The 23,229-nt window shown below is 52.1% G+C and carries 27 protein-coding genes; 5 read left to right on the forward strand and 22 right to left on the reverse strand.

The features are described 5' to 3' along the window. Positions 1-68: 68 nt before the first annotated feature. The 3 genes from AC0YNV_RS31335 to AC0YNV_RS31345 form a co-directional block, all read right to left on the reverse strand. Positions 69-947 (reverse strand): radical SAM/SPASM domain-containing protein, encoded by an 879-nt coding sequence (locus tag AC0YNV_RS31335; protein ID WP_475771518.1) that lies wholly within the window; start codon positions 945-947, stop codon positions 69-71. A 72-nt stretch (positions 948-1,019) separates the two neighbouring features. Next, positions 1,020-1,526: a metallophosphoesterase family protein gene (locus AC0YNV_RS31340; RefSeq protein ID WP_475771519.1), complete on the reverse strand. Its 507-nt coding sequence runs from the start codon at positions 1,524-1,526 to the stop codon at positions 1,020-1,022. Positions 1,527-1,610: 84 nt separating this feature from the next. Continuing rightward, positions 1,611-2,471, reverse strand: a complete 861-nt coding sequence (locus AC0YNV_RS31345) for a hypothetical protein (protein WP_475771520.1) — start codon at positions 2,469-2,471, stop codon at positions 1,611-1,613. 164 nt (positions 2,472-2,635) lie between these two features. Between AC0YNV_RS31345 and AC0YNV_RS31350 the strand changes: the two genes are divergently transcribed. After that, positions 2,636-2,764 (forward strand): hypothetical protein, encoded by a 129-nt coding sequence (locus AC0YNV_RS31350; RefSeq protein WP_379113321.1) that lies wholly within the window; start codon positions 2,636-2,638, stop codon positions 2,762-2,764. 173 nt (positions 2,765-2,937) lie between these two features. Here AC0YNV_RS31350 and AC0YNV_RS31355 read toward each other — a convergent pair whose 3' ends face one another. From AC0YNV_RS31355 to AC0YNV_RS31445, 19 genes are all read right to left on the reverse strand, one after another. Next, on the reverse strand, positions 2,938-3,921 hold the full coding sequence (locus tag AC0YNV_RS31355) for an aldo/keto reductase (RefSeq protein WP_475771588.1): 984 nt from the start codon (positions 3,919-3,921) through the stop codon (positions 2,938-2,940). 217 nt (positions 3,922-4,138) lie between these two features. Next, positions 4,139-4,975, reverse strand: coding sequence for a phytanoyl-CoA dioxygenase family protein (locus AC0YNV_RS31360; RefSeq protein WP_475771521.1), 837 nt, complete (start codon positions 4,973-4,975; stop codon positions 4,139-4,141). Between the two features lie 106 nt (positions 4,976-5,081). Continuing rightward, a complete protein-coding gene (locus tag AC0YNV_RS31365) occupies positions 5,082-6,617 on the reverse strand; it encodes an extracellular solute-binding protein (RefSeq protein ID WP_475771522.1) in 1,536 nt (511 codons plus the stop codon). A gap of 50 nt (positions 6,618-6,667) precedes the next feature. Then, positions 6,668-7,528: a carbohydrate ABC transporter permease gene (locus AC0YNV_RS31370; protein ID WP_475771523.1), complete on the reverse strand. Its 861-nt coding sequence runs from the start codon at positions 7,526-7,528 to the stop codon at positions 6,668-6,670. Further along, positions 7,522-8,430 carry an ABC transporter permease gene (locus AC0YNV_RS31375; RefSeq protein WP_379113359.1) on the reverse strand — a complete coding sequence of 303 codons (909 nt, stop codon included), beginning with the start codon at positions 8,428-8,430 and terminating at the stop codon, positions 7,522-7,524. The genes AC0YNV_RS31370 and AC0YNV_RS31375 overlap by 7 nt, the downstream gene beginning before the upstream one ends. Before the next feature lie 171 nt (positions 8,431-8,601). After that, positions 8,602-10,392, reverse strand: coding sequence for a sensor histidine kinase (locus AC0YNV_RS31380; protein WP_475771524.1), 1,791 nt, complete (start codon positions 10,390-10,392; stop codon positions 8,602-8,604). 6 nt (positions 10,393-10,398) lie between these two features. Next, a complete protein-coding gene (locus AC0YNV_RS31385) occupies positions 10,399-11,718 on the reverse strand; it encodes a response regulator transcription factor (RefSeq protein WP_475771525.1) in 1,320 nt (439 codons plus the stop codon). Positions 11,719-11,945: 227 nt separating this feature from the next. Then, complete coding sequence (locus AC0YNV_RS31390; protein WP_475771526.1) at positions 11,946-12,479, reverse strand: YceI family protein; 534 nt, start codon at positions 12,477-12,479, stop codon at positions 11,946-11,948. A gap of 191 nt (positions 12,480-12,670) precedes the next feature. Next, complete coding sequence (locus tag AC0YNV_RS31395; RefSeq protein WP_475771527.1) at positions 12,671-12,844, reverse strand: hypothetical protein; 174 nt, start codon at positions 12,842-12,844, stop codon at positions 12,671-12,673. A gap of 77 nt (positions 12,845-12,921) precedes the next feature. Next, positions 12,922-13,209, reverse strand: a complete 288-nt coding sequence (locus AC0YNV_RS31400; protein WP_210039873.1) for a HesB/YadR/YfhF family protein — start codon at positions 13,207-13,209, stop codon at positions 12,922-12,924. 142 nt (positions 13,210-13,351) lie between these two features. Beyond that, a complete protein-coding gene (locus AC0YNV_RS31405) occupies positions 13,352-13,672 on the reverse strand; it encodes a winged helix-turn-helix domain-containing protein (RefSeq protein ID WP_475771528.1) in 321 nt (106 codons plus the stop codon). Next, entirely contained in the window at positions 13,665-14,243 is a 579-nt protein-coding gene (locus tag AC0YNV_RS31410; RefSeq protein WP_475771529.1) for a hypothetical protein, read from the reverse strand. Before AC0YNV_RS31410 ends, AC0YNV_RS31405 begins: the two co-directional genes overlap by 8 nt. Positions 14,244-14,293: 50 nt before the next feature. Continuing rightward, positions 14,294-15,040: an ABC transporter permease gene (locus tag AC0YNV_RS31415; RefSeq protein ID WP_475771530.1), complete on the reverse strand. Its 747-nt coding sequence runs from the start codon at positions 15,038-15,040 to the stop codon at positions 14,294-14,296. Further along, positions 15,037-15,960: an ABC transporter ATP-binding protein gene (locus tag AC0YNV_RS31420; protein ID WP_475771531.1), complete on the reverse strand. Its 924-nt coding sequence runs from the start codon at positions 15,958-15,960 to the stop codon at positions 15,037-15,039. The genes AC0YNV_RS31415 and AC0YNV_RS31420 overlap by 4 nt, the downstream gene beginning before the upstream one ends. An 88-nt stretch (positions 15,961-16,048) precedes the next feature. After that, complete coding sequence (locus AC0YNV_RS31425) at positions 16,049-16,663, reverse strand: alpha/beta hydrolase (RefSeq protein ID WP_475771589.1); 615 nt, start codon at positions 16,661-16,663, stop codon at positions 16,049-16,051. Positions 16,664-16,666: 3 nt separating this feature from the next. Next, positions 16,667-17,611, reverse strand: coding sequence for a ring-cleaving dioxygenase (locus AC0YNV_RS31430; RefSeq protein WP_475771532.1), 945 nt, complete (start codon positions 17,609-17,611; stop codon positions 16,667-16,669). A 53-nt stretch (positions 17,612-17,664) separates the two neighbouring features. Further along, positions 17,665-18,291, reverse strand: a complete 627-nt coding sequence (locus tag AC0YNV_RS31435; protein ID WP_475771533.1) for a nitroreductase family protein — start codon at positions 18,289-18,291, stop codon at positions 17,665-17,667. 36 nt (positions 18,292-18,327) lie between these two features. Then, positions 18,328-18,726: a DoxX family protein gene (locus AC0YNV_RS31440; RefSeq protein ID WP_475771534.1), complete on the reverse strand. Its 399-nt coding sequence runs from the start codon at positions 18,724-18,726 to the stop codon at positions 18,328-18,330. Positions 18,727-18,809: 83 nt separating this feature from the next. After that, positions 18,810-19,256, reverse strand: coding sequence for a MarR family winged helix-turn-helix transcriptional regulator (locus AC0YNV_RS31445; protein WP_475771535.1), 447 nt, complete (start codon positions 19,254-19,256; stop codon positions 18,810-18,812). A 356-nt stretch (positions 19,257-19,612) separates the two neighbouring features. Between AC0YNV_RS31445 and AC0YNV_RS31450 the strand changes: the two genes are divergently transcribed. The 4 genes from AC0YNV_RS31450 to AC0YNV_RS31465 are packed head-to-tail and all read left to right on the forward strand — an operon-like array spanning position 19,613 to position 23,179. Next, entirely contained in the window at positions 19,613-20,575 is a 963-nt protein-coding gene (locus tag AC0YNV_RS31450; RefSeq protein ID WP_475771590.1) for a metal ABC transporter solute-binding protein, Zn/Mn family, read from the forward strand. A gap of 24 nt (positions 20,576-20,599) precedes the next feature. Beyond that, complete coding sequence (locus tag AC0YNV_RS31455; RefSeq protein ID WP_475771536.1) at positions 20,600-21,358, forward strand: metal ABC transporter ATP-binding protein; 759 nt, start codon at positions 20,600-20,602, stop codon at positions 21,356-21,358. Positions 21,359-21,368: 10 nt separating this feature from the next. Further along, positions 21,369-22,298 (forward strand): metal ABC transporter permease, encoded by a 930-nt coding sequence (locus AC0YNV_RS31460; RefSeq protein WP_475771537.1) that lies wholly within the window; start codon positions 21,369-21,371, stop codon positions 22,296-22,298. A 2-nt stretch (positions 22,299-22,300) separates the two neighbouring features. Beyond that, positions 22,301-23,179: a metal ABC transporter permease gene (locus AC0YNV_RS31465; protein ID WP_475771538.1), complete on the forward strand. Its 879-nt coding sequence runs from the start codon at positions 22,301-22,303 to the stop codon at positions 23,177-23,179. Positions 23,180-23,229 lie beyond the last annotated feature (50 nt).

Here is a 23,229-nt window from a genome sequence, read left to right on the forward strand (position 1 = left end):
TCATTGGTTCGGGCTCCAAGCCGCCGCCGCTCCCGCAGATTGCGCAAATTTTCGTCTTTTCCTTGCTTTTACATGCTGAACCGCTTGCGATAATCGCATTTCCTGCATAATTCCTCGACAACTTCTCTTCGCGAGAAGCCGTCGTACAGCTTATTGGCCCGCTCGCCCTCGATAATCTCGGAGAAAGAAGTGCGGTTGATGTTTCCCAGATTGATTGCGCCTTCGCCATCAAGACAGCAGGGTATGACGGTTCCGTCGACCAGTATCCCGGCCTGATTGCGCAGTCCGTGGCAGAAGCCCTGGCCTTCGTCCTCCTGCTCCTTGTAATCAGGCCATACGAATTCATGCTCCTGATTCAGGTAGATCCGGTCCGCTATTTTGATTCCGCTGCCGCGGACAAATTTATCCTCAATCTTATAATCAAGCCGGAATTCCTGTTCGATGATCTCCAGAATTTCCCGATTGCGGTTGCGCTCCAGATTGGTGGCATTATCCTGCGTCAGATTCCATAGCCGGAATGAAATCAGAATGTTCGAGGCCGCTACCGCTTCCTTGGCAAAAGCCAGCACACTCTTGATGTAACCTTGCTTATCGGTTGAACCTTCATGGCCGTCAAAGCTGTGCAGGGAGAAGTTGATTTGCCTGAGCGCCGGCTTTCCCATAATCTTGGGACCTGCTTTATGAAGAAGAGTGCCGTTGGAGGTCAAATTCACCTTAAAGCCCCGCTCATGGCTGAGATCCAGCAGTTGATCCAGCTTGGGATGGAGCATCGGCTCCCCTTTGACGTGAAAATAAATATGCTCCGTATGGGGCTTGATCTCATCGAGAATTTTCGTAAAGGCATCTATCTTAATGAAATTCGCCTGCCGCTTTGTCGGGGGACAGAAGGTGCAAGACAGATTGCAAACGCTCGTAATCTCGATATAAAATTTTTTGAACTTTTTCAATGCTTATGCTCCGTTCGGCGAAATGAGTGAATAATCATGTCATTATTATATCATAGGAATGCGAGAATACGGCTACGATTTCTTGTCAAAAAAGATATGTTTGGCTTTCACCGCCCCATTATTCAGCTCCAGCACACCGAAGGAATACAAGGACTGTCTTCTCTTGTCCGTTGGCGATCCCGGATTCATAATCAGCACCTCTTTATTCCGTTTCAATACGGGGATATGGGAATGTCCGTATATGAGCACGTCCGGAGCCTCGTTCTGGAAGCTTCCGAGCGCGCATGCCTCCGTCTCGATTCGTTTGCCTGCTCCATGCCCGTGAACGATGCCGATGCGGCACCCTTCCATGGTCAGCAGCTTGATCAGACCAAACCTTGCGATAATCTCCGGACCGTCATTATTGCCCGCCACCCCGTCGGTAGGCGCATAGCCCGCCAGTTCCTCATACACGGACATCTGCGTCCAGTCTCCTGCATGCAAAATATGGTCCGCAGTATGAAGCTCACGCACCAGGCGCGCAGGCAGCTTCTTGTTCATCCTTGGCATATGAGTGTCCGAAACAACAATAATCCTCATTTGCTGCCGCACCTCGCCTTTCACAATTTCTCCTTCAGAATCAAGGTATGATATGCAGCCGCATCCTGGTTCCGCATAATTTGGTCATAATGAGACCTTCAGCTTGATCAGTTTTTCAGGCTTGTTCATGAAGCTTGCATTCCGGTAAACCCGCTCCAGCTCATCGGCATACCGGTCGAACTGCTGAAGGGAAGCAGCAGATAAATTGGCAACCAGAATACCGCAGCCTGGCACTCCGGGATTAACCTCTGTGGAGGTGCTGCCTATACTTCCAATATAGAAGTCAATACCGGATAAATTAGCATCCACATCCTTTAACAAGGCTTGAAGCCGGTTATGCAGCTCCTTCTGCTGCTCCAATGTTTCATAACCGTACCACAGCATCGTTCTGATGCCGCGCCCTGCGGCTTTCATGAACAAATCGGCATAACACCTCCCGTTGTCATTTTCTTCAAGAATCCGGTAAGGGTCGATGTGGAGAAATGTTTCATGTCCCATCTGTTCCACCTCAGACCAGAGAAGATCAATGGAATCGCCCGATAGAGTCTGAACATGGCTGTGCAAATTTTGCTCATCCGCATATTTTCTGATATCGGTCAAAGGCTCCTCCTCGATATCGCAAAACAAATACCTGCCTCTGTCCTTCAGCAGCTCCATGGCAAGGCCTGGTGAGCCCAGATAAGCGGAAATACCGCTTTGGGCTCCCTGCATAAGATTCACAAGCTCAATATAAGGGGATTGACCGATAAACGGATAGTCGTTCCGCTCAAGCTCATGAAGCAGATGAAAGATGCCATATTCTCTCCGGACTGTCCGGTCCAGAAGATACTTCGGAAATGCGGAATTGGATTCAACGTAACGATTCGGGCGCTCTTCTTTCAGAAAAAAGCATAAGGGCAGATGCTTCCAAACATCGCCGATTTCGCCATAATGCGTATAAGGCATAGTGGATCCCCTTTCAGTTTTAGAAAAGCAGCAGCTTGTGAAACCGGTCCTGTTCGGGAAAGACATCAAGGTATGCCATCTTTCGTCAATTCCGCTCATGCGTACAATCGGCCCAATCGGGGTATAATTTCATGAAGACATTTTCTCGCGAGGAGGGATAGATCATGAAAAAAGTACTCATGACTGCAGCCGGACTAGGAATCGTTTATTTAATGAGAAACAAAGAGGCCCGCGAAAAACTCATGCACAGAGTGCAGTCCTTTGCGGACAGAGCCAAGCACCCGCATATATAATTTGTAAACAAACTCAACCATTCTATAAGGTTGAAACAAACCGCCCGGCTAATGGTAGCCGGGCGGTTTGTTTCAGGCTCAGAAGTAATGGCTGCTCTTGCCGGAATGCTTAATTATAATCAATTTGGATATGAAGCATATGCGACAGGAACTGTCAGAAAATCAGGAAGGCCTCAGTTCAAGCCGCCCAATACCGGATGCGGCAAATACGGCTCTTCCAGACTCGAAACTTCTTCGGCAGTCAGCTGCAGGGACAAGGCGGCAACCGCATCATCCAAATGATGGGATTTGGTAGCGCCAACGATCGGAGCTGTAACAGGCGACTTTTGCAGTACCCAGGCAAGCGCTACCTGTGCCCGGGGGACTCCACGTTTCTCGGCTAACTCTGCAACACGCTGAGCGACCTTGCGGTCGGCGTCGGCTGTTTCGGAGAAGAGCTTTTTGCCGAATTCGTCGGTCTGCGAACGTTCGCTCGTTTCATTCCAATCGCGCGTCAGGCGTCCCCGTGCAAGCGGACTCCATGGAATAACGCCGATCCCTTCCGCCTCGCACAATGGCAGCATCTCACGCTCTTCCTCCCGGTACAGAAGGTTCAGGTAGTTCTGCATGCTGACAAAGCGTGTCCAGCCGTTACGCTCGGAAACAAACAGCGATTTCTGAAACTGCCACGCATACATGGAAGAAGCGCCGATATAGCGGGCTTTGCCGGATTTCACGACATCATGCAGCGCCTCCATCGTCTCTTCAATGGGGGTATTGGCATCCCAGCGGTGAATCTGGTACAGATCAACATAGTCTGTTCCGAGCCGCTTCAAGCTGTTGTCGATCTCGGTGAAGATCGCTTTGCGCGACAATCCCGCACCGTTAGCACCGGGATGCATACGGCCGTGAACCTTGGTAGCAATGACAATCTCATCGCGATTGGCATAATCGCGGAGCGCCCGTCCGACAATTTCCTCGCTGGTGCCATCGGAGTATACATTAGCCGTATCAAAAAAGTTGATGCCTAGCTCAAGCGCCTTCTTGATGAAAGGACGGCTGTCCTCCTCATTCAGCGACCATGGATGCGGACCACGATCCGGAACGCCATAGCTCATACAGCCAAGACATATACGGGAGACATCAAGACCTGTTTTGCCAAGCTTTACATAATTCATGGAATCATCCCTTCTTTCCATTGCTATTATTCTCCTCTTTAATCCTATCAGAAAAATACGCTTACAGCCAAACATAAACGGCGGGAGGCCATCTCAAGGAACGAAAGAAACACGCCCTTCAATGAAGAAGAGCGTGTTCCTTGCAATCTCTGTTCGATGGAATAACGTCAATTCCCCTCAGCATTGTGGGCAGAAGCCCGTAGACCGCCGATACTGCCTATTTCGGCTTATACACATTGTTTTCCACATCACCGCCAAATGCCAGCTGCTTCAACGGGACCATTGTATCGTCCGGAACATAGTATTTGAAAGGATTGTCGCTGAGCTCGCCCAGCAGCTGCCTGCGGATGGGACTCGCGTCCTTCAGCAGCCGTTCCGATGCGGTTTTGTAGTCAATAGGCCTCATCCAGATGGGGCTGTAGCCAAGAAACAGCTGCCGCCTTGTGAATGACGATTGGTTGGGCGCCCCGGCATGCCAGAGATTTTGCGGAAAAATAAATACGTCGCCGGGCTCTCCGCATACCTGCATCTCATCCGGCAGCTCCTCCCGCACATTTTGCGTATCCGGACGGTAGACGACATTATGGGAACGGGGAATGATCTTGGTGTTACCGCGGTTGGGCTCTGACATGTCGCTCAGCATGTAGCAGGTTTTGATATAGTAGGTCGCCGCAAGGCCGTTGATCTCGGGAAACTGAGGATGCGGCCCGTCCTGATGCCAGTTGATAAAGCTGCTCGTGCTGGTCTTGATGTCGTCCGGATTCGGCTTGCGCACGGTCAGATGCGAGATATGCAGCTGGATATTGTGGCGGAGCAGCCGGACGATAAGCGGCAGCACGGCGGGTTCATCAATCAGCGAAGCAATCTCCTCATGGCGCTCCACACTGTTGTAAATATTATAGGACAGCGACTCCGGTTCTTCTGCCAGAATCCCGTCAACCGCCTGATTCAGCCTCGCCACCTTATCCGCAGGCAGCACCCCTTTGAGCAGCAGATAACCTTCCTCGTGAAACTGTCTGGCCAATTCCTCAATATTGAGCTGATGAATACTCATTGTCAGATCCTCCACACTTTAATAATCCAAAATACGTCTTCACTTGCACATCATCCGGTGTACATCTTGCCGGCTACTGAAATAGCCGGCATCCCCACAGCTTCTTTTATTTCAGAAATCCAAGCTTCGCCAGCTGTTCCTGTGCCGAATCGATATACATCTTGTAATTCATGGACGTATCCAAGGTATTCAGAAAAGCATCGTATTCCTCAATCGGCCGTTTGCCATAAACAAACTTGGTCATCTCTTCCTCGATATAGCGCGTTGCGTCGGCGGCGTTATAATTATCCGGGAAATCGATAAATCCGCCATAGGTTTCAATATGCGGCTGATTGGCGGCAAAATCGACGAATGCCTTTTGCGGCGCGAACTTCACCGACAGATAGTCCTTCTCCGGTCGTCCCGTAAATTGATAGAGCCAGAAATAGGCGCCTTCCTTGCCCAGCAGCTCCGTAGGAACGACGGTATCGCCCTCGATATTGTAATGCTTGCCTTCCACGCCGTATTGAACCAGATTGGAGCCGTCAGTGGACACATAATTGAGCAGCTCGATCACTTTGTCCAGCTTCTCTGGATTTTTCTCCAGCGCCTTTGGAATCGCATACAGCGCCGGTGTCATCCCCACATCCCATGCGCTGGCGAATTTGCCCCCGGGGCCTTCCGGCGCCTCGATCTGAATCCACTCGGCATCCGGATTCACCGCCTTGATCTGTTCGGTGAACTGGTCCTTCGTCATATTCGGCCAGTCGATATAGATGATGCCGGCCTGGCCCTTGATCGCCTTCTCCTGATGCTGCAGCCCGGAATTGGCCATCAGCTCCGGATCGACCGCTCCTGCGTCGACAAGCTTCCTGATAAAGGTCAATGCATCCTTCATGCCGGGATCATGGAGCGAATTCACGAGCTTATTGTCGCGGATATACATGGTGGGGCCGCCATCGAAGCCGATGCCATAGGCACCGAAGACAGAACTGAAACTGCCTAATTTGGCTCCGGTCATGCCGAATGTGTCCTTCTTGCCATTGCCGTCGGGGTCCTGATCCGTGAAAGCCTTCGCGACAGTATACAGATCATCCAGCGTTTTGGGCGGCTGCAGACCCAGCTTATCCAGCCAGTCCTTCCTTACCCAATAGGTGTTGTAAGGAATTTGCGGCGATTTGGCAATCGCATAGACGCGGTCATTGAACATGCCTTTCTTCAAGCTGTCCTCGCCGATGAAATCAATCGTCGGCTTCAGCTTGTCGAGATAATCCGACAGATCCAGCAGCAGCCCCTGTTCGGAGAACTGCTTCAGCTGCAAGCGGTCGACTGTGAACAGATCGGGAAAATTCGCCGACGCCATACGGACATTCAGCTGATTCTTGTAATCATCTCCAGACGCATAGACCGTCAGATTCAGGTCCGTTCCAAGCTTGCTGTCCAGCTCCTGCTTGATGATATCCTGATCCGGCGAAGGCAGGCCGTTCCCCGGCTCGATAATATCAATCTTCACCGCTTTGCCGGGAGCTTCCGCAGCAGGCGCTGCAGCATTTGGCTGACCTCCCGCTGTCGTCGTTTCATCCTTGCTTCCGCAGCCGGCGAGCAGCGTACCCGACAGTACGGCTGCCATAACCAGGCCGAGAATCCTGCTTCTTTTCATCATGTGAGCCAACCCCTCTCGTATTTTTCATCTTCATAACCGGCATCGGTGATTTAGCCCTTCACGGAGCCGAGCAGCATGCCTTTGGTGAAATGCTTCTGGATGAATGGATAAACGATAATAATAGGCAAACTCGCTGTAATAACGGAGGCCATCTGCATGGTCTCGGTCGGCAGGACATTATCGACATTTTCCAGAGGCTGCTGCGTCATCATCAGAATTTCACGAATGATGACCTGCAGCGGGAACAGCGTGCGGTCCGTCACATACATAATCGCTTGAAAAAATTCATTCCAGTGCCCAACCATATAAAACAGGCCGATGGTCAGCATGGAAGGAACGGACAGCGGGATGACGATCTGCAGCAGAATCCGCAACTCCTTCGCGCCGTCAATCCGCGCTGATTCGAACAGCTCCTCAGGCATGCCTTCGTAGAAGCTTTTCATGATCAGCACATTGAAACTCCATACCGCGTTCGGAAGAATCATCGACCATACGGAATCCAGCAGCCCCAGCGATTTCACCACGAGATAAGTCGGGATCAGTCCTCCGCTGAACAGCATGGTGAACAGGATCAGCATCAGGAACAGGCTTCGCCCCGGCATCAGCTTGCGGCTGAGCGGATAGGCCATCAAGGCTGTCAGAATCAGGTTGACCAAGGTCCCGACGATTGTAATGAATGCCGTCACCGCAAGCGCCCTCGGAATGCCGGTCTGGGTAAACAGCTGGCCGTACGCCGAGAACGTAATGCGCTTGGGGATAAGAATGAAGCCGCCGTTCTTCAGCACTTCCGAGATCGGCGTGATGGATACGGTTACGACGTACATGAGCGGAAGAATGGCCGCAAGCGCGGCAATTCCGAGAAACACATAGACGATGACGTTAACGATGCGGTCCTCCAGGCTTTTTACCATATGCCCTCACCCCATTTCTTGGCCAGCTGATTGGAGCCGAGCACAAGCACGAGGCCGATCAACGATTTGAATAGTCCTACCGCGGCTCCGAGACTGAAGTTCAGCTGCTGCAGACCCGTCCGGAACACCCAGGTATCAAGAATATCCGCGACCGCATACACCTGGATATTGTATAAAATATAGATCTGATCAAAGCCCGCATCCATGATCTGGCCCAGCTTCAAAATAAACAACAGCACAATGACATTGCGGATACCCGGCAGTGTAATATGCCAGATCATCCGGAATCTGCCTGACCCGTCCACCCTTGCCGCCTCATACAGCGTCGGATCAATTCCCGTCATTGCGGCCAGATAGATGATCGCCCCCCATCCGAGGTCCTTCCAGATTTCCGAGCCTACCAGGATTGCCCGAAAATGATCAGGCGAGGTAAGAAACGGGATGGAGCTGAAGCCCAGATCCTCCAGCCAGCGGTTGAACAGGCCTGAGCTTTGCGACAGCAGGGCCAGCAGAATCCCGTAAATAATGACCCATGAGAGAAAATGCGGCATATACGTCAGTGTCTGCACGATCGACTTGAACCACTTATGCCGGCATTCATTCAGCAGCAGCGCCATCAGGATCGGCGGCACAATGCCGAATATCAGCTTGTAGAAGCTGATGAGAAACGTATTGACGAGCAGCTGCGAGAAATAAGGCGAATGAAAAAACTGCTCAAAATATTTGTACCAGGGATCCGCCCATTTGCTGTGAAGCATGCCGTCCAGGATGCTGTAATCCTTGAAGGCAATAATAACTCCGTACATCGGCAGGTAACGGAACAAAATGTAATACAGAATTCCGGGCAGCAGCATCAGATAAAATGCACGGTATGCCCATACCCTTTTTCCCAGCTGTTTCATCTGTGGCCCGGGCTTCTTGGTAGCCGTCACCGCAGCCGTGGCCCACTTATCCATGAAATCACCTCACTGTAAGATGTGTGCGCTTACATTTTGCGTGATTTCAGTATAGCAAGCCCGGATTAGCCGTTCTATGCAGTGATTATGCGAAACTGTTCCAATTCTTGCAACCGCTTACGAATCAGACGGAAATTCATCGGGTTTGACCGCAGGCAGCTCCACGCGGACCAGCATGCCCTTCATCGGCAGACTGAACACCCTTAGTCCGTACGGCTGCCCGTAGTGCAGACGGATTCTTTCATGCACATTCATAATGCCGATACCCGTAAAACGGTCCTTGCTCGGAGGCGTGCGCCTCTCGGAGAAAATCGTCTCAAGCTGATGCTTGTCCATGCCCACGCCATCGTCCCGGATGATGAAAACAAGCTTGCCGCGAACCAGCTTTGTGCGGATGGTTATCCTTCCTTTGCGCCTCTGCGGCGCGATACCGTGGAAAATCGCATTCTCCACAAGCGGCTGCAGCGTCAGCTTCAGCACCGTGCAGCGGAGCGCGGCCGGATCCGTATCCAGCTCAAGCGAGAATTTGTCGCCATACCTCACCTGCTGGATGTGGACATACATCATCAGCCCGTCCAGCTCCTCCTTCAGCGTGACGAACTCGCTTTGCTTATCGAAGCTGAACGACAACAAACCGACCAACGATTTGATCGTCTCGCGGACGGCATCGGTCTTCTGCTGCTTGGCAAGACTGCTGATGCAGGCCAGCGTATTGTACAGGAAATGAGGAGCGATCTGGCTTTGCAGCATCTTTAGCTCCAGCTGCAGCTTGTGGGATTCCGCTTCCTTGATTTCATGAACCAGATGCTGGATGCGCTCCATCATGGCGTTATAGCTTTTGGCCAGCATGCCGATCTCGTCGCTGCGGTTGACGGTGATCGCCGAGAGAATTTCCACTTCACGCACACGGTTCATTTTGGCTGCAAGCGTGCGGATCGGATAAGCAAAATAACGGCTCATCAGGTAGGAGCCGAACAGCAGCAGCACAAACCAGATCACGGCGACATTGCCGTAATTGCGGTACAGCATCGTAATATTTTGATAGAAATAGCTGTTCTCATAGAAAGCGATGAAATGCCAGCCCAGCCGGTTCACTCCGGCTTTGACCGCCACCAGCTTGCCGGTTGGCCCGTTAAGCTGCGATACGCCCACCTTGAGGTTGGCCATTTCGCTTAAGAAACCGCTGTCCAGGCTGGGCGGGAATACGTTCGTGTGGTAAGGCAGCAGACGGTAGAAGCTGAGCGGCAGGCTGGCATCAAAGGATTGCACGGCATTGCCCTTGCTGGTAATAATGGCAAAGGTCTGATTCTTCGTATTCATGAAGGTAGCCAGCAGCCCCGTCAGCTTGTTCAAATCGACCTCCACAACCGCCATCCCTTTAAAGCTGCGGTCGCCGCCGGCAATGGGAAGCACGAAAGCGACGGTCCGGCCGGAAAGCGGCGAATCGTAGGGCTCCGTAATGAACACGCCATAGCTGCTTCTGGCCTGCTCCAGCAGACTGCCCAGAATGGGGTTGCCCATAATTTCGAAGTTCACCTGCGTATTGGATACCACCCTTCCATCCTCGCGCACCAGGTACAGCGTCCGGTACAAGGTGCTGTTCTGGCCGGCATACTGGCGCAGCAGCTCAATCGCTTCCCCTTCTTTATCCTCGTCCAGGAGGTCGGGGCGTTCGCGGAGCATCAGCAGGATGCTCTGCACATTGTCGAGATAAGCGTTCAAATACAGATTGGTGCGGTCGATAATAATTTCCGAGTCGCTGACCACCTGTTTGCGGAACAGCTGCTCGGCGTCCTTCAGGTTCAGCCAGGCGAGCAGGCCAAAAAGCAGCAGAGTGCCGATGAACAGAAACAGAAAATGCTTCAAGGCGATACTCCAGCTGCTGACATTCAGCGTCCATCTCGGCAATTCGCATCATCCTTTCTTGAATTCGGTGGGAGAGACGCCCGTTATTCCCCGAAAGACGACGGAGAAATAGCGGTAGCTGGGGATACCGACACGCTCGGCCACCTCATAGACCTTAAGCGTGGTTGTCTTCAGCAGACGGATCGCCTGATCAATCCGCAGGCGGGTCAAATAATCGTTAAAGGCCTCGCCGGTTTCTTCCTTGAACAAGCGGCTCAGATAAAAGGAGCTAAGGCCCACCTCCGCCGCCACGGAAGTCAAGGTTAGCGGCTCTGCAAGATCCCGGGCCATAAGCTCCATGGCCAGCAGCACCTCTTTGCGGCGTTTCCGCGGCTCGCCTGCCCCGTTCTCATCCATTGCCCAAGCGCCGGCTGCGGCTGACGGGTCTGCCACCACTTCGCCTGAATTATGAAAATAAGCAAGCGATGGACCAGGCTCCGTTCGCTTAAGCGCGGCAAGCAGCTCCGTATTATCGGCAGCAGAGCCTCCAAGCAAGGTGAAGAGCTTGACTTCCCCGCTAAGATAGGGCAGCTTCCGGTCCAGCCCTTGCTGCAGTGCCGTCATCAGCTTCCCGGCTGCCGGCTTGATTTGAGCCTGGGCCGCTTCGCTATTACCGGCAGCTCTGAACCAGAGCATATAGTCCGTTTCTCCAAGCGGAGTCCAATCGAATGGCAGCGCCGTTATTAGCCGTTGGTCATCCAGCGTCTCATTCAAGGCGACGGCAACCTCGTAACGGTATTCCGGCTTGCATACAGCATGCAGCCTCGCTGCTGAAAGAGAAGAACCATCTGGATCGGAAGCGCTTTCAGATGCCGCCGTGACAGCTGCAAGCCGCTGAACCAGATTCTCCCCGCTGCCGCCTTCCTTCACCAGCTTGGCCAGCAGCCTGGAGAGCTCGATCCGTTTGCCGTACCGCTCGCTGCGGCGGTTTACCCGTTCGCGGCGGATCGCCTCCCGCGCCTTATCGAGCACCTCACGCATTTCCTCATCCTCCAGAGCCACCTTGATAAGATAATCAAGCGCCCCCAGCTTGAGCGCTTCTCTGGCATACTCAAATTCAATGTGGCAGGTCAGCAGTACAATCTGTGTGAGCGGATATTGGCTGCGTATGCTCCGGCACAGCTCCAGACCGTCCATGACCGGCATCGTGATATCCGTAATCACTACATCCGGCTGCATCCCGCCGCACATCTGCAGCGCTTCTGCGCCATTTTCGGCTTCGCCGATCAGCTCTGCTCCATAATCCTGCCATGGAAATAACCGCAATTCCTCCCGCAGCGGCAGCTCGTCATCGACAATAAGAACAGTCAAGGCAGGCTCTGATGTCACTGGTGTCCAACCCCCCGCAAGATATAGTAAAGTACAGGTTTAGAAATGATATATTATCAGCAAAAATCAAATATGAATAGAGGCTGTTCATGAATTCGAGGCAAAATGATTGTGAGCGGTGAGAGCTGATTGACCCAAGACCAAAAAGCCGCGGATAATAGATCCGTGGCTTCGTCTGGAATTATATGACGGCTGCATTGCCCGCTTATGTTATACGATGAAATAAATTACGCCTGCTGTGCCGCCTCAATCTCAATGAAAATCTTCACCTGGTCTCCGACCATGATGCCGCCTGTCTCAAGAATGGCATTATAGGTTAATCCATAATCGCTGCGGTTCAGCACCCCTTTGCCGCTGAAGCCTGATTTGACATTTCCCCATGGATCCTTCTCCATGCCTTCGAAGGTAACCGAGAAGGTTTCGGAGCGGGTAATGCCATGCAGGGTGACATCGCCCGTCACGTCGTACTCATTGCCCTGGACTCTTGTGATGCTTGTTGCCCTGAACAGCATCTGCGGGTATTGCTCAACATCGAAGAAATCGGCGTTGCGCAAATGCTCGTCACGGTCTTTATTGCGGGTATCCACACTTTCAAGATCAATAACAAATTCGATTTCTGCCGTTGTCAAATCCTCTGGATCAGCGACCACCTTGGCCGAGAAATTATGAAAGGCGCCTTTCACATTGCTCACCATCAAGTGACGAATCGAGAAATCCAGACTGCTGTGCGGCGCGTCGATAACCCAGGTAGACTTTGCCATTATTCCTTCTCCTTTGTTATTGAAATATTGTACATACAAAATAAGATTTACTATCAGTATGACAAGATTGGCGGAATAGTTGAAGTACGCACTTTAATGTACCTTAGGCACAAAAAAAATACCGTCAAGCGCCACAGTAAAAAGAACCGGAAAGCACACTCTTGCCCGTGCATTCCGGCTCTCCTCTTCCGTTAGGATTTCCCTGATTTGTCGGCCAGCCCGATCATCATTACGACAAGCACGAGTAGCTGAATGAGCAGTTCCAGACTCATTTCATTCCCTCCATTGCTTACGGTAATGCTCCTTCGATGCCGGCTTCTCCTCTCAAAGAAAAAATGGCTCCAAGCCGTCCTCTGACAGCTCAAGCTGTGCTTCTTCCTTCATTTACGTCTCCCAACATCATCTATATGTTCAGCAAATTTTATTTATGACGGGTGGTGAATCACTGGATTTCAATCCGGATATCATCCTGCTGCTCATCATAGCTAATGTGCAGCTCCTTATTGTCGAGGTACCAGAGATTGTCTTCTTCCATATAGAAAATGATGCCCTCCACTGAATAATGAAGCCCAAGATTCCTTGGGGTATCCCGGGTTACGCCAAGCGAGAAGCCAGGCTGGACGCTCCCGCTGCCGCCAAGACGAACAAACAATTTCAAGAAGTCACCCTCGGTTAGAGCCATTTCTCTCTTGTACCACTGGGCTGCAGGCTGTTCGACTACAATTCTCATCGATTTCCTCTCCCTATATAAAATTTGTCCATCCCGCTGGCTGGTCTGCCGGCTTGCTCACTCCTGTAATCTCCATTTTATCTTACTATATGAAAAATGAAAACGCTTTATCCCGGATTATTTATTCCTGTTTCCTTCCTATTCACAGCTCCGTCTTGCCGGATTGCGCCATACGGATGATCTTCTCCAGACCCTCCAGATACTGCTGGAACATTCCGGTCCCGAGATCGGTTGATTTGCAGCTGGTCTTGGGACGTTTGCCGACAAAGGTTTTGGTCACTTCAATATAGCCCGCTTCCTCCAGCACCCGGATATGATTGCCCAGATTCCCCTCGGTCAGCTGCAGCTCATTGCGCAGGAATACAAAATCGCACTCCCCATGGACCGTGAGCAGGCTCATAATGCCCAGACGCACCTTGGCATGAATCGTCTCGTCAATCGCTCCCAGTATATTCTCACCCATGCTTCCTCCTCCGCTGCTGCAGGATGAATCCGGTTGCGAGAATACTCCCTCCGCCCAATAATCCGAACACGAGATACTGGTAATCCACCAGAAACAGCCGGGTCAGCATGGACAGCACAACGAACCAGATTCCAAGCATGACGGGGCCTTTTCCCGCCAGCGGCCCCATCGAAACATAGGCGATCCCGACGAGCATGAACCAGAAGAAGGCCGCATACTCCATGCGAATGATATCCGCCGCCATCATGAAAGAACCGGCTGCCAGGATAACGAGAAAAGGCAGCCAGAACATCCAACCGATAGCGCCTCCATCCTTCGCAAACAGTCCTCTCCGGGACTGCCGGATCCCTGTCAACGCGGACAGGAGCCCGCCGAGGACGGCTGCAATCGACCAATACCATATCGGCCACCACGTCTGATTGAACTGCATGCCGATAAAACCGATCATCAGATAGGTGCCCCATATGAACATATACGGTATGGAACTGGCGAGCTTGCTCTGGTTTCTCGCAATCAGCCGTTTAATAAAATCAATATCCTGTAATGCCTGCTGCGGCTCGTGTGAGGCCATTGCTACAACTCCCCTGCTTGAAGCTTTTTTCGTGAAAATCATTTCATCCGTTAATTTTCCCATCTAAACAGCAGAAAGGCAAGTATGACCATAACGAGTGCAAATCCGCCCATCACGGCAAACTCCATCCCAAAAGCGGACAGACCCTGACCATGCCAGACACCCTGGACCAGCTGGACGAAATAAGTCATGGGGATCCAGTCGCTGATTCGCTGCATGAATGCCGGAAAGATATCCAGAGGCATTGCGATCCCGGATAAGAAGAGCATCGGGAAAAAGAAGACCATCGCGATGCCGCTTGCCGCACCAGGCGTATTGGTAAGCCCCGACAGGGCAAACCCCAGACTGAAAAAGCCGATGCAGCCAAACAGCAGACAAACCAGCAAGAGCAGCAGGGCGGGCCATGATACGGCTATTCCCCATATGAGCTTGGCAATAATAATGATTTCCAGAGCCCCTGCCACTATCAGGAAAACTCCCTGTACGGCATGTGAGGCAAGAACGGCAGGGGCTGCGATTGGACTTACCCGGTACCGCCGGAGAATTCCCTTCTCCCGCTGCATGAGGATGTTGATATTGAGCGTAAAGACGGAGACGGAGAGAACATTCATAGCGCAAAGCGCAGGCACATAGAAATCTATATACCGGCTGCCCTCGGTAAGTCCCGGTTGATTGCCGAACATGGAGCCGAAGATAACCAGCATGAGCACAGGATAGACCAGCACCCAGAAAATCGTCAGCCAATCCCTCAGGTACAGCCGAAAATCGAATGAAATCAGTCTCAGCACTGCATTCATACGGACACCTTCTTCCCTTGGTCGGTTAATTGGGTGAAAACCTCATTCATCGAGCCGTCCTCGAGCCTGAGCTCGCTGACGGTCCAGCCCTCATCGGCAGCCAGCTGAAACAGTCCTTTAAGCGTATGATCCAAGTCATTCGAATTCAGACCAACATAATCGCTGCCCCATTCCAGGCTGACAACGCCCATCAATGCTTCAAGAGCCTCTTTGCTCATTTGATTGGCGGCTTTGAAGCTGATCCGCTTCGTTCCGCCAAGCGTGGCAATCAGTTTTCGGGGGGTATTGACGGCAATCAGACGACCCTGATTAATAACCGCGACCCTGTCGCACAGCGACTGCGCTTCCTCCATGTAATGTGTCGTTACCACAATCGTGCGGCCTTCCTCCTTCATCCGGTGAATCATGGCCCACATTTCATTTCTGGCATTGGGATCCAGTCCCATGCTTGGCTCATCGAGAAAGACAATGTCCGGATTATTGATCAGCGCCAGCGCCAGCGATACCCGCTGCTTCCATCCGCCAGACAAGGACTTAACCGCCTCATTCATTTTATCCTCCAGGTTCAGAAACCGGCTGAGCTGCCCCCGATCCATGGGGCTCGGATAGAAGGAAGAGAATAGAGCGAGCACTTCACCTACCCTGGCTTTGTCCGGGATAGAGGTAGACTGCAGCAGAACGCCGATCCGCTGTTTGATCGCCTTGGCTTGCTTGCGCACATCCAGGCCCAGCACGATAATATCTCCGCTGTCGGCTGTTCGAAGCCCCTCGATCATTTCAATCAAGGTTGTTTTTCCGGCCCCGTTGGGCCCTACAATTCCGAAGACCTCACCTATGCGGATATGCAATGTCATGTCGTGAACGGCGAGATGAGAACCATATTGTTTGTGAACCTGATGGAGCTCAACAGCGTTTTGCAAGACACCAGCCTCCTATAAAATAAAAAATCAGATCACTCTGAATTACAGAGTAATCTGATTCACAATTTAAGTCAAGGGAATTTTACCTTTATTGCTGCCCGAATTTCTCCTTGAACCATGCGGCGGCGGCATCAACCTCGGATGCCGTCAGCTGATGTCCGGCGCGCTCCCAGTGCAGGGTTACCGAAGCGCCTGCACCGCTCAGGAGCTGCTCCAGCTCTTCCGTTTCGCCTGGAGAGCAAAGCGGATCATTGCTGCCCGCTCCTATAAAGACCTGCGTCCCCGGCAAAGCCGGCAGTGTGATATCCCTGATAGGAACCATAGGATGGTGGAGAACAGCCCCTTTGAAAGCATCCGCATAATGAAACAGCAGGCTGCCGGCAATATTCGCCCCGTTGGAATAACCGATGGCTACCAGATTGCGGGGGTCCAGCTCGTATTGACGGGTAGACTGATCGAGGAATGCCTTGACCTCCTGCGTCCGGAAAATCAGATCTTCAATATCAAACACGCCTTCCGCCAGACGTTTGAAAAACCTTGGCATCCCATTCTCCAGCACATTCCCCCGCAGACTGAGCACAGATGATTCGGGAGAAATCCGCCTGGCCAGCGGAATCAGATCACGCTCGGTGCCGCCGGTTCCGTGAAAAAGCACCAATGTTGGCGCATCTCGGCGCGTTCCCTGCTCAAAAATATGATGCATCATTTAGTTCACCTCCAACTCTCTCACCTGTATGGGCAGTAAATTCGCTTCGATCTGCGGGCGTTTGGGCTCCAGCCATTCCGGCAGCATCAATTGATGGCCCAGGGCGTCAGCCTCTTCATCATTGGCAAAGCCTGGGGGATCGGTTGCGATCTCGAACAGGATGCCCCCGCTCTCGCGGAAGTAAATCGCATTGAAATACTGCCGGTCAATAATGGCGGTTGGCTGGTAGCCATGTTCTGCGACGGCACTGCGCCACTCCTCGTGCTGGGCAAAGTCAGCCGCACGCCATGCGATATGATGCACGGTTCCCGCACCGCCTGCTCCCCACTCCAGATCACTGCTGTCAATATCCACCACACTGCCGGTATCGCCCGCGGCCCGGAAACGGACATAGCCGGCATCCTCGGCTTCTCTGGCCAAACCAAGCACATGCTCCAGAACCTCCATTGTTTTTGCCGCATTCGTGCTGAACAGAACAGCGCCGCCGAAGCCTTTGATCGCATGATCTGCAGGTATGCCGCCGAAGGACCAGGTGCTTGCGGCTCCCTCGCTGCGTTCGACGAGCTCCAGTCTCATCCCTTCGTGATCGGTGAACTGAAGAAATGATTCGCCGAACCGGGAAGCGTGGGTGACCGGTATTTTGAAGCTGCTCAGACGCGCTTCCCAGAAGCCGAGCGTTCCCTCTGGTACGGCAAATGTCGTAATTCCGACCTGGCCGCCGCCTACACGGCCTTTCCGCGATGCGGGCCATGGGAAGAAAGTAATGATCGTGCCCGGACTTCCCGTCTCATTGCCGAAATACAGATGATATACCTCGGGCGCATCAAAGTTTATCGTTTTTTTGACCAGTCTCAAACCCAGCACTCCGGCATAGAAATCGACGTTTTCCTGCGGATTGCGGGCAAAGGCGGTAATATGGTGAATTCCGGTTGTTTGCAGTGACATGTGTAACAGCTCCCTGTTTTCGATTTTTTTTAAGTAGGTGAGACAATGATTTCTTATAGTCTGTCGTAGCTGACAAATTCTCCAAGAGGCTTCCGGTAACCGCGCGGCCGCTGTCTTGACGTGTCCTCTTTGCCGATCGTCACCATCATGACGGGCACGTACCGATCAGGAATTTGCAGAGCCTTCTTCAGCATGCCGGGATCAAAGCCGATCATCGGGCATGTGTCCCAACCCTTGTCCTTGGCGCTGAGCATGAACAGCATAGCCGACAGACTCGCGCTGCGGATGGCTTCATCCCGCCTGAGGACTTCTCCGCCCGATTCATAGAAGCTCAATACCGAGTTTATCGTCATGTCATATTCCTGCTTGTTCATTACGCCCAGATTGAGCAGTCCCTCATTAATATTCCCAATTTCCTGATACGCGTCCATATCGCCCAGCACGATGACAACGGCCGACGCCGATTTGACCTTGTACTGCTTGTTGGCTGCTTCATAGATGCCGCCTATCAACTCGGGTTCCCGGACGACAAGGTAACGGGTATGCTGCAAATTGAATGCTGATGGAGCAGACTTGACGACATGAAGAATATCCTCAATTTCCTCATTGCCGATTTTCACTTCCGGAATAAACTTCATAGCGGATCTTCTGGCGTTAGCAAGCTCTGTAAATGAATTCATGACCCGTACACTCCTCTAATATGAATAGGATCTGAATTAATTGATCCAAGCATCAATGGAATAAGGACCGGCGCCGATCAAGGCTAAGGCTACTACGATAGATATCAGGACCAGCGGATACTCATAACCGTTAGCCGTTATCCACAGCCCGTTCTTGATGTGAACTTTGAAACTCGCACCGAGCATGACAAGAACGATCAGCAATCCGGCAATCGGTGTAAACAGACCCGAAGCCAGAAGCAGTCCGCCGATCAGCTCCATGAGTCCGGCCAACACCGCCATCAAGACACCCGGCTTGATACCGATTGACTCCATCCAGCCTCCCGTTCCTTTCGGACCGTATCCGCCAAACCAGCCAAACAATTTTTGGGTTCCGTGGCCAACAAACAACAATCCGACAACCAAACGTACCAGTAATAAACCAAGTGCAGTCATTATAAACAGCCTCCAATATAGTTTGAATTTAATTATCTTTATTTAAAGATATCAGCCAAAAAAAATTTGATCCTTACGCCTTTTTATTCCGAAGCGCCCTTGCCCAGCTTCTTGATGATTTCAATTGTTTGCTGCTTCTCTTCAAGGGACAATGCATGCATAACGGAATGAATGGTATCGGCATGATTGGGAAAAATACGGTCAAACAGCTTATTGCCCGATTCCGTGATTTCGGCAAATATCACTCTTCGGTCCGTCTCGCACGGAACGCGTCTGAGCAGCGCCTTCTTCTCCAGCTTGTCGATGTTGTACGTGATGCTGCCGCTGGTAACAAGAATCTTCTCCCCGATCTGCTGCAGCGGAATTCTCCCCTTGGTATACAACACTTCGAGAATGGTAAATTCCGAAGGAGAAAGACCCTGCTGCTTCATATCCTTCACCGCCCTGTCCATAACAGCCCTGTAGGCCTTGGACAGAACAACGAACAATTTCAGCGATGCCTGATGCTCCTCATCCAGCTTCCTTGTCATCTCACCTCACCCCCTCGATATCTTTTAATTAATTATCTTGAATTAAAGATATATGATTTTAAGCTATCTGTCAACATAATTTTTTCAACAGAATTTCGCAAACAAAAAGAATCATAATTTTTGCACACATACAATTTTTTTTTGTACAGGCAATTAATTTGGTATAGGATAATATTATAGAGAAAAGGAAACAAACCGGTCCGACATTTTTTTTGGAATAAAAGTTGCATCAGGTAAAGTTATTTGCCAACAAGAAAGAAGATTGCTTTCCCGCACACCCTTCCCGCTTCCTATCCGCCATCATCGAAGCACCTCTTCACAAAAATACCAAAGGAGTCTGAATGATGAAGAAATGGATGAATCCAAGATTAAAACGGGCGCTGCAGCGGCTCATACTCACGATGCTGGCTTTGTTCACAATCATTGTCATTTCCGCTTGCGGCGGCAACGATCCGGCGGCGACTTCAGCATCCGGAGAGAAAGGGGCTTTGAAAGTGACGACCACCATCGGCATGATTGCCGATATTGTCAGACAGGTAGGCGGTGAGCATGTCCAGGTCACAGGGCTTATGAAGTCCGGTGTCGACCCGCATCTGTACAAAGCCTCCCAGGGAGATATCAACAAGCTGGATAAAGCAGATATCGTCTTCTACAACGGCCTGCATCTGGAAGGGAAAATGACCGAGATTCTCGAGAAAATGGCCAAGAAACGAACGATTGTCGCTGTTTCGGACGGTATTGACCGCGCAAGTCTAAGAGGCGGCAATCAGACCGGAACAGAGTTCGATCCCCATATCTGGTTTGATGTCAGACATTGGATGGAGGCCACGGAAACCGTCCGGGATACCTTGATCAAATATGACGGCAGGCACGAAGCGGCATACCGCGCCAATGCCGATGCGTATCTCAGCCAACTGGAACAGCTTCATCAGGAGACGGCCGAGAAGATCAGCTCCATTCCGGAGGAAAGCCGCGTGCTTGTTACGGCTCATGACGCATTCGGCTATTTTGGGGATGCGTACAACATTAAGGTGATGGGGCTGCAGGGCATCAGCACCGCTTCAGAGCCCGGGACGAAGGATGTGACCGATCTGCGCGATTATTTGGTGGCGAACAAAATCAAGGCTGTGTTCATTGAATCCAGCGTCTCCCGCAAAGCAATCGACGCCGTTATTGAAGGAGCCAGTCAAAAAGGACATCTCATTCATAACGGAGGCCAATTGTTCTCTGATGCAATGGGAGAGGAAGGCACTGCGGAAGGCACCTACATCGGCATGGTCCGCCACAATGTGGAAACCATTGTAAATGCGCTCAAATAAATATTGTAGAGGAGATCTGCCATTATGCATCTCATGCCATTGACTATCCATAACATGTCCGTCGCATATCAGAAAAAGCCAGTCCTCAGAAGCATTTCCTTTGAAGTGACCGAAGGAAGCCTGATTGGCATCGTTGGTCCCAACGGAGCGGGCAAATCCACCCTGATCAAAGCGGCGCTGGGCCTGATCCCCCGTCTTAGCGGCGATGTGGCCATCTATGGAAAGCCCTATTCCGAGCAGCGGAGACTGGTCGGCTATGTCCCTCAGAGAGGTTCGGTAGACTGGGATTTTCCAACTAACGCGCTGGATGTGGTCATGATGGGACGTTACGGACATCTGGGCTGGTTCAGACGTCCCGGAAAAGCCGAGCGGCAGCTGGCTATGGAATGTCTGGCCAAAGTCGATATGACCGATTATGCCGGCAGGCAGATCAGCCAGCTCTCAGGCGGGCAGCAGCAGCGTGTCTTCCTGGCCCGCGCGCTGGCGCAGGACGCCAGGCTGTACGTCATGGATGAGCCGTTCGTGGGGGTGGATGCAGCCACCGAGCAAGCCATCATTACGCTGCTGAATGAGCTCAAGAATCAGGGCAAGACCGTCCTTGTCGTCCATCATGATCTGGCAACCGTCAAGGAATATTTTGATTCGGTCATGCTTTTGAATGAACAGATCATCGCTTACGGTCCGGTCGAGGAAACCTTCACAGCCGACAAGCTTCAGGAAACCTACGGCGGAAGGTTAACCATGCTTAAACAGAACGACGAGCCTTCACTTATGCTGAACTGAGGTGAATGACATGCTGGATTGGTTTAATATATTTCTCGATCCCAATACCCAATGGATTCTCTTCGGCTGTATGCTGCTTGGACTGGGAAGCGGCGTCATCGGCAGCTTCGCCTATTTGCGCAAGCAGGCGCTGATGGGAGATGCCTTGTCTCACGCGGCGCTTCCCGGCGTTTGCATCGCTTTCATGCTAAGCGGATCGAAGTCCATCCTGTTCTTCCTGATCGGTGCCGCAGCCGCCGGCGTATTGGCTACCTTCGGCATCAGCTATATTACCCGCCACACCCGGATAAAACAGGATGCGGCTCTGGCCATCGTGCTCTCCGTGTTTTTCGGCTTCGGAATCGTACTGCTTACAAGAATCCAGCACAGCGGGAGCGGCAACCAGAGCGGACTCGATACTTTCCTGTTCGGCCAGGCCGCATCCATGATGCAATCCGATGTCATTACCATGACCGTGATCTCCTTCGCATTGATCGGGATCTGCTCGCTCCTGTTCAAGGAATTCAAGCTGATGAGCTTCGATCCCGATTTTGCCCGGGGACTTGGCTACCCCGTCGCCTGGCTTGACCAGTTCCTGATGCTGCTTATTGTAGTCGCTGTGGTGGTCGGTATTCAGGCGGTGGGCGTCGTGCTGATGGCAGCCCTGCTCATTACCCCTGCCGTCTCCGCCAGGTATTGGACCGAGCGTCTTGGCGTTATGGTCATCCTCGCCGGTCTGTTCGGCGCATTCAGCGGCCTGGCGGGCACCTTCGTCAGCGCCAATGTCAACCAGCTGCCAACCGGTCCTTTAGTTGTACTTGCAGCCACTTTATTATTCGTCATTTCGTTATTGGCGGCTCCCCGCAGGGGCATTATATCCAAGCTACTGGTATTTGCTGCTGTACGGGGTAAAGTAAGACGCGAGGATGCCGCTCTCGGGCTGGAAGGGAGGAACAAATAACGATGAGCACATTTTGGGTTCTGCTCACCGGCATGCTCGTAGCCAGTACCTGCGGCATTGTTGGCTGCTTTCTCGTACTCAGGCGGATGGCCATGATTGGAGACGCCATCAGCCACTCCGTTCTTCCGGGTATTGTCATCGCCTTTCTGGTCAGCGGATCGCGGGATTCCTTGTTCATGCTGCTCGGCGCTGCGGCGCTTGGCCTGATCACCGTCTTCCTGATTCAATTGTTTCAGCAGAGCGGTGTGCAGTCCGACGCTTCCATCGGGGTCGTGTTCACCGCCCTCTTCGCAGTCGGAGTCGTTCTCGTCAGCATGTATACCAGCAGGATCGATCTTGATCTGGACTGTGTCCTGTACGGCGAAATCGCCTATGTTCCCTGGAACACCATCGAAATAGGGGGCATCGATATCGGTCCCAAAGCGGTGTGGGGCGTTGGATTTGCGCTTCTTCTGACCGTCATTGTCATTGCCGCCTTCTACAAGCAGTTTAAAATCTGTTCCTTCGATCCCACGATGGCAGCGGCTGTAGGCATCCCCGTCGCCTTGTTCCATTATCTGCTGATGGGTCTTGTATCTGTCAGCACGGTCGCTTCCTTCGAAAGCGTAGGTGTTATCCTGGTTGTCGGCATGCTGGTCATTCCTCCCGCGAGCGCTTACCTGCTGACCGATAAACTGGGCAAAATGATCGTGTACAGCGTACTGATCGGCTGCGTCAGCTCCGTTACCGGTTATTATGCGGCGGTTCTATTGGATGCCTCCATTGCCGGATGCATGATCTGCAGTGCGGGAGTGCTGTTCCTGATCGCCCTGCTGTTCTCTCCCCGACATGGCGTAATCGCCCGAAGAATCAGACAGAAACGCTCCATCGCTTCGTATTAGAATGGAAACAGGAAGCTTTCCTGCCTTGCGGCGGGGAGCTTCCTGTTACC

This window comes from Paenibacillus sp. JT31N11 (assembly GCF_056269285.1).